General features: G+C 73.4%; 4 protein-coding genes. All 4 read left to right on the top strand.

Annotated elements, in window-relative coordinates:
* The coding region (gene murC / locus AB0M52_RS31510) for a UDP-N-acetylmuramate--L-alanine ligase (protein ID WP_363961244.1) at positions 1 to 1,437 on the top strand (1,437 nt) is incomplete at its 5' end.
* A gap of 32 nt (positions 1,438 to 1,469) precedes the next feature.
* The gene (locus tag AB0M52_RS31515) at positions 1,470 to 2,249 is read left to right on the top strand and encodes an FtsQ-type POTRA domain-containing protein (RefSeq protein WP_363961250.1); all 780 of its coding nucleotides are present in this window, start codon (positions 1,470 to 1,472) and stop codon (positions 2,247 to 2,249) included.
* A 239-nt stretch (positions 2,250 to 2,488) separates the two neighbouring features.
* A complete protein-coding gene (ftsZ, locus tag AB0M52_RS31520) occupies positions 2,489 to 3,604 on the top strand; it encodes a cell division protein FtsZ (protein WP_363961246.1) in 1,116 nt (371 codons plus the stop codon).
* A 9-nt stretch (positions 3,605 to 3,613) separates the two neighbouring features.
* On the top strand, positions 3,614 to 4,138 hold a 525-nt coding region (locus AB0M52_RS31525), incomplete at its 3' end, for a YggS family pyridoxal phosphate-dependent enzyme (RefSeq protein WP_363961248.1).

Genomic DNA, 4,138 nt, shown 5'->3' on the forward strand with positions numbered 1-4,138 from the left:
CGGCTGTTCCTCACCCGGGGACTGCCGGTCTCCGGCAGCGAGTTGCGCGAGTGGCCGTCCCTGGCCGGCCTGCGGGCGCTCGGTGGGACGATCCACATGACCCACGAGGTGGCCAACCTCGACGGGGTCGACACCGTGGTCTACTCCTCGGCCATCCCCGCCGACCACCTGGAGATGGTCGAGGCGCGTGAGCGCGGCCTGCGGGTGCTGCACCGCTCGGAGGCGCTGGCCGCCGCGATGACCGGGCGCCGCACGGTGGCGGTCGCCGGTACGCACGGCAAGACCACCACCACCTCGATGGTCACCATGGTGCTCCAGCAGGCCGGGACGGATCCGTCCTTCGTGATCGGTGGGGAGATCTCCGAGGTGGGCTCGGGGGCGCACCACGGCACCGGCGAGTACTTCGTGGTCGAGGCGGACGAGAGCGACCGGTCCTTCCTCATCTACCGCCCGTTCGTCTCGATCATCACGAACATCGAGGCGGACCACCTGAACACCTACGGCGACCTGGCCAACCTGGAGGCCACCTTCGCCGAGTTCGCCCGGCTCACCGACCCGGACGGCTTCATCATCACCTGCGCGGACGACCCGGGCGGCCGGCGGCTGGCCGCCACGCTGCGCGCCGAGGGGCGCCGCGTGTACACCTACGGCGAGGCGTCCGACGCCGACCTGCGGCTGAGCGGGGTGGCGTCGTCGGCCCGGGGGGTGCGCTACCTCGCCCACATCGACGGCCGCTCGCTGGGCGAGTTCCGGCTGCCGGTGCCGGGCCGGCACATGGGGCTCAACAGCGCCTCGGCGGTGCTGGCCGCGTACCTGCTGGGGCTGCCGCTGGAGGCGGCGGAGGCCGCGCTGGCGGCCTTCCCCGGCGTGCGCCGACGCTTCGAGCGCAAGGGCGTCGCCGACGGGGTGCTCGTCTACGACGAGTACGCCTACCACCCGACCTCGATGACCCTGGCCCTGCGGACGCTGCGCGAGGTGGCCGGGGACGGCCGGCTGATCGTCGTCTTTCAGCCCTACCGGCTCTACCGCACCCGCGACCTGCAGACGGAGATCGCCGAGGCCCTCGCGATCGCCGACGAGCTGGTGCTGCTGGAGGTCTTCGGGCCGGGCGAGCTGCGCGGGCCGGGCGAGGGGTCGACGGCGCTGGTCGAGGCGGTGTCGCTGCCGGCCGAGCGGAAGGTCTTCGTCGACTCGTGGGAGGCCGCGCCGGCGGAGGTGGCCCGGCGGGCCCGTTCCGGCGACGTCGTGGTGACGATGGGCGCGCCGCCGATCTCGCTGATGGGTGACGAGCTGCTGACCGCGCTGACCGCGCGTACCGCCGACCCGCAGGAGCCGGTCGGCACCGTTCCCGGCGGTCTGGCCGGCGGGGCGACGAGCATCGGCGGCACCGTCCCCGGCGGCGTCGGCGTGGACGGCGCGTCGCCCGCGGCGGAATGAGTCCCGGCCCGGCCCGCGGGCGCAGCACCGGGGTGGACGGCGGCGCGGGCCGGCGTCCGACCCGCCGCTGGCAACTGGTCCGCGCCGGCCGCGACGCGGTGCCCGCCTCCACCCGCCGGTTCATGGCCCGGGCCCGCCGCCGCCGGATGCGCGCGGCGCTGCCGTGGGCGGTGGCCGGCGGGGTGCTCGCCCTGGCCGGGCTGGTGGCGTGGACGCTGCTCGGCACCGGCCTGTTCGGGGTGCGCGAGGTACGGGTGGAGGGGGCGGAGCTGGTCACGGCCGTGCAGGTGCGGGACGCGGCGAGGGTGCCGGACGGTGCCCCGCTGGCCCGGGTCGACCTGGCCGAGCTGGCCGGCCGGATCGGTGCCCTGCCGCCGGTGGAGCGGGTGACGGTGCACCGGGACTGGCCGGACGCGCTGGTGGTCCGGCTGACCGAGCGGACCGGCCTGGCGGTGGTGCCGCGCGGCGAGCAGTTCGTCGTGGTCGACGCCGCCGGAGTGGCGTTCCGGACGCTGCCGCAGCGCCCGGACGGCCTGCCGCTGGTACGGCTGGCCGAACCTGGCCCCGACGACCCGGACACCCAGGCCGGGTTGGCGGTGCTGGCCGTGCTCACCCCGCAGCTGCGCGCCGAACTGGTGGAGGTCACGGTCGAGGGCCTGGCCCGGATCAGTGTGCGGCTGCGCGGCGACCGTACGGTGTTCTGGGGCGACGCGACCCGCGGGGCGGACAAGGCCCGGGTGGCCACCGCCCTGCTCGACCAGAAGGCCGCCCGAATCGACGTCAGCGCGCCGGACGTGGTCACTTTCAAGTGAGCGGGCGTTGGTGGTGAGGCATTGCGCTCCACTGGCGACACGCCGAGCAGGTCCTTGGCTCATCGCTCGGGTGCGCCTACGTTGCCCGAAAGAGGATCAGTGGTTGACATAACTGTAACCCTCTAGTAGAGGGTGAAGGTTTGCCTCTCGACCTCGCTGGTGACAGCTGCGTCGACCGCCGGTCTGGCCACGCCGTAGCCGGTCGGGGAGTAGCCAATCTCGAAGGGAAAGGACCGGAGATGACACCTCCGCACAACTACCTGGCGGTCATCAAGGTCGTCGGCATCGGGGGCGGCGGCGTCAACGCCGTCAACCGGATGATCGAGGTTGGGCTCAAGGGCGTCGAGTTCATCGCGATCAACACGGACGCGCAGGCGTTGCTGATGAGCGACGCCGACGTCAAGCTCGACGTCGGCCGCGAGCTGACCCGGGGGTTGGGCGCCGGTGCCAACCCGGACGTCGGCAAGAACGCCGCCGAGGACCACCGCGACGAGATCGAGGAGGTGCTCAAAGGCGCCGACATGGTCTTCGTGACCTGCGGCGAGGGCGGCGGCACCGGCACCGGCGGCGCGCCGGTGGTGGCGAACATCGCCCGCAAGCTGGGTGCCCTGACCATCGGCGTGGTGACCCGACCGTTCTCCTTCGAGGGCAAGCGCCGCCAGGTGCAGGCCGAGGCGGGCATCGACGAGCTGCGCAACCAGTGCGACACCCTGATCGTCATTCCCAACGACCGGCTGCTGGCGCTCGGCGACCGCAACATCAGCATGATGGACGCCTTCCGCACGGCCGACCAGGTGCTCCTCTCCGGTGTGCAGGGCATCACCGACCTGATCACCACGCCGGGTCTGATCAACCTGGACTTCGCCGACGTCAAGAGCGTGATGAGTGGCGCGGGCAGCGCGCTGATGGGCATCGGCAGCGCCCGCGGCGAGAACCGCGCGGTCGAGGCGGCCGAGGCGGCCATCTCCAGCCCGCTGCTGGAGCAGAGCATGGACGGCGCCCGCGGCGTGCTGCTCTCCATCGCCGGCGGGTCCGACCTGGGCCTGTTCGAGATCAACGACGCGGCCCAGCTGGTCACCGACGCGGCGCACCCGGACGCGAACATCATCTTCGGTGCCGTCATCGACGACGCCCTCGGTGACGAGGTGCGGGTGACCGTGATCGCGGCGGGCTTCGACGGGGGTACGCCGGCCTACAAGGCGGCCGAGCCGGCCCGCAAGACCAACCAGAACCAGGCCGCCCAGCCGAGCACGCCGATCGTGCCGTCGCCCGCCCCGCCGGTTGCTCCGCAGTCGCCGCGTCGGGTGCTCTTCGACGACGTCGACGTGCCCGACTTCCTCAAGAACGGGTCCTGAACACCGCCGATGACCGACAGTGCTGCCCTGGTACGCCCCGACCGGCGTGCCGAACTCGCCGCCGGGCTGGCCCGCGTACGCGCGCGCATCGCCGACGCCTGTGCCGCGGCGGGCCGCGACCGGGCCGAGGTGACCATGATCGCGGTGACCAAGACCTACCCGGCGGCCGACGTGGTCGCGCTGGCCGGCCTCGGCGTGACCGACGTGGGGGAGAATCGCGACCAGGAGGCGGCGACCAAGGCCAGCCAGGTCGCCGCCGCCGGGGTCACGCCACGCTGGCATTTCATCGGCCGGCTGCAACGCAACAAGGTGAAGTCGGTGATCCGGTACGCGGACGTGGTGCAGTCCGTCGACAGCGTCCGGCTGGCGTCCGCGCTGGACGCGGCCGCGACCGCCGGCCGGGACCGCCCATTGGACGTGCTGGTGCAGGTCAGCATCGACGCCGACCCGGCGCGGGGCGGGACGGTGCCGGACTCGGCCGATCCGGACGTCGGCCTCGGCCCGGTCGCCGCCGCGGTGGCCGCCGCGCCGGGG

The organism is Micromonospora sp. NPDC051296 (assembly GCF_040682255.1).
Classification (GTDB): Bacteria; Actinomycetota; Actinomycetes; order Mycobacteriales; family Micromonosporaceae; genus Micromonospora; species Micromonospora craterilacus.